This window comes from Mesorhizobium sp. M7A.F.Ca.CA.003.01.2.1 (genome assembly GCF_003998945.1).
GTDB classification, from domain to species: domain Bacteria; phylum Pseudomonadota; class Alphaproteobacteria; order Rhizobiales; family Rhizobiaceae; genus Mesorhizobium; species Mesorhizobium ciceri.
In genome coordinates this window covers 1-2323 of the sequence record NZ_RZRA01000885.1, presented here as the reverse complement: position 1 = coordinate 2323, position 2323 = coordinate 1, and the positions used below count along the sequence as shown (strand labels likewise).

General features: G+C 61.8%; 2 protein-coding genes and 1 pseudogene. All 3 read right to left on the bottom strand.

The features are described 5' to 3' along the window. A pseudogene (locus tag EN969_RS27145) lies at positions 1–377 on the bottom strand (O-linked GlcNAc transferase); the annotation flags it as partial. After that, positions 374–1279 (bottom strand): Ku protein, encoded by a 906-nt coding sequence (locus tag EN969_RS27140; protein ID WP_024501732.1) that lies wholly within the window; start codon positions 1277–1279, stop codon positions 374–376. The gene EN969_RS27140 and the pseudogene EN969_RS27145, both read right to left, overlap by 4 nt. Positions 1280–1549: 270 nt before the next feature. Continuing rightward, positions 1550–2323 (bottom strand): non-homologous end-joining DNA ligase (gene ligD / locus EN969_RS27135; protein ID WP_164758529.1); only part of this gene is annotated, 774 nt, incomplete at its 5' end.

The following is a 2323-nucleotide window of genomic DNA, read 5'->3' as shown; positions in this document are numbered from 1 at the left end:
TCGAACGCATCGAACAGTGACAACAAATCGAGCTCGGCGCCGGATAGCCGCGATTGCTCGATCAGCGATTGCCGCGACAGCGAAGACGCCTCCGGTGCCTTCATCAGCCCGAGAAGGCGCAGGAATCCGTTCTCGCTGAGGAGCTTGTGCCCGGCCGCGCGCTCGGCGGCGACACGGCGCTCGATCTCGGCATCGCCGTTCCTGGAGAGCCCGGCCTTAGCGAGCAGCGTGCGGCCGCACACGACATGCGTGGTGCGCCTGGTGACGCCGCGCCGCAGCTGGCCGTGCTGACGTTCGACTTCACGCGCGGCCAGTCTGAGCGGAAACGCCGCCAGCGCGCCTATGGTGCCGAAAACAGCGCCGGCCGGTGCCGTCATTTCTTGCTCTTGCCGACCGCCTTCAGCAGATTGGCCTTCAGCGGATTTTCAGCAGCACCACCCGCTGCCGCTTTCTTTGCGGCTGGCTTGGCAACCTCGTCGGCCTTGCTCTTCGACTTGGCTGGCGGCTTCGATTGCGACAGGCTGGCCTTCAGCGCATCCATCAGGTTGATGACATTGCCGCGCTCCGGTGCCGCCGCAATAATCGGCTTGTGGCCTTTCAGCTTCTCGCGGATCATCGTCATGAGTGCCGCCTCGTAGCGGTCCTCATAATTCTTCGGATCGAAGGTGGTTTCCTTCTGCTTGATCAGCGCTTCGGCGAGCTGCAGCATTTCGGGGTCGGGCTTGCCAGCTGGAATATTGCCAAAATATTCAGCCGTCCCGCGCACTTCGTTCGGGTTCCTCAAGGTGCACACGAACATGCCGTTCTCGCGCGCGCCGATCGTCACCACGCGCTCGCGGCTCGACAGCACAAGGCGGGCGATGGCGAGCTTGCCGGATTTGCGCATCGCTTCGCGCAACACGGCGAAGGTTTCCTCCGCCATCGCGCCGTCGGGCGCCATGTAGTAGGGCGCGTCCTGGTAGATGACGTCGACCTCGTCCTCGTCGACGAAGGCCTCGATGTTCATCGTGTGATTGGATTCGATGCGCACCGCGTCGAGGTCTGCATCATCGATGATGATGTACTGCTTGTCCTCGTATTCGTACCCCTTGACCAGATCAGCACGCTCGACGAGCCCTAGTTCGGGGTCGACCGGCTTCATGTTGATGCGGTTATGGGTCTTCTTGTGCAGCTGGTTGAACGAGATGCGCTCGCTGGCGCTGGTGGCGGGATACAACCGCACCGGACAGCTCACGAGGCTGAGTTTGAGGTAACCTTTCCAACTTGCCCTAGGCGCCATGAAACACTCCTACGCGGTCATGCACTGACAAAGACCTGCAGCGCTTTCGTCCGAGGACGATTGAGGCTGAGCAAATCCTACACCGACCGCACACAATACCGGCAAATCCCTGACGAAATCTTCCGCCATGCATTTGAGGTCGTGGACAGAGAATAATTCAAATTGTTGGAAGCGTCGATGGACTGGAATTTAAAACGCTGGCAGGACAGAGGGGGGCGCCACGGATCGCGGTGGTCCTTGTTCTGCAACTACTTACTTCGTCTTCTGCAACTACTTCGTCGCCCCCGAGACCACCGGCAGATCCCGCGCAAACTTATCAATCTCCGCCCACGGATCGCCCGACGTCGCCAACAGCCCCGGCAGCGACGAATAATTCAGATCCTGCGGCGCATCGATGGATTCGAGGTCGCTCCAGCTGACCGGCGTCGAGGCCGGCAGATTGGTGCGGGCGCGCAAGGAGTAAGGTGCTGCGGAGGTGTGGCCGCGCGCATTGCGGTGGTAGTCGATGAAGATGCGCTTCTTGCGGTTGTCCTTGCCCATGGTGGTGGTGAAAGTATCAGGCGCCGTTGTCGCCAGATGCGTGGCGATCGCGCTGGTTGCCTGGTGCAGTTTCTTCCAGTTCTGCTTGCCTGTCACAGGTACCGTGATGTGGATGCCGCTGCCGCCGGAGGTCTTGGCGAACGGCACCAGCCCCAGGCGCCCCAATTCGTCCTTGATGTGCACGGCGGCCTCGACCACCTCGCGCCAGGCGATCCCTTCTCCCGGATCGAGGTCGAGGACGATCTGGTCGGGTCTGTCGAGGCTGGCGCGGTGGGTGCCCCAGGTGTGGAACTCGACGACGCCGAACTGCGCCAGCGCCAGATACCCTTTCGCGCCTTCGACCGAGAGATAGGATTTGGTTTCGCCCTCGGAATTTGTCGCCTCGAATGTCACCACCGAGGGCGGCATGCCGGTGAAGGCGTGGCGCTGGAAGAAGCAATCCTTCGGCAGGCCGGTCGGGCAGCGCACCAGCGACACCGGCCGGCCGAGAATGGTCGGCAGCAT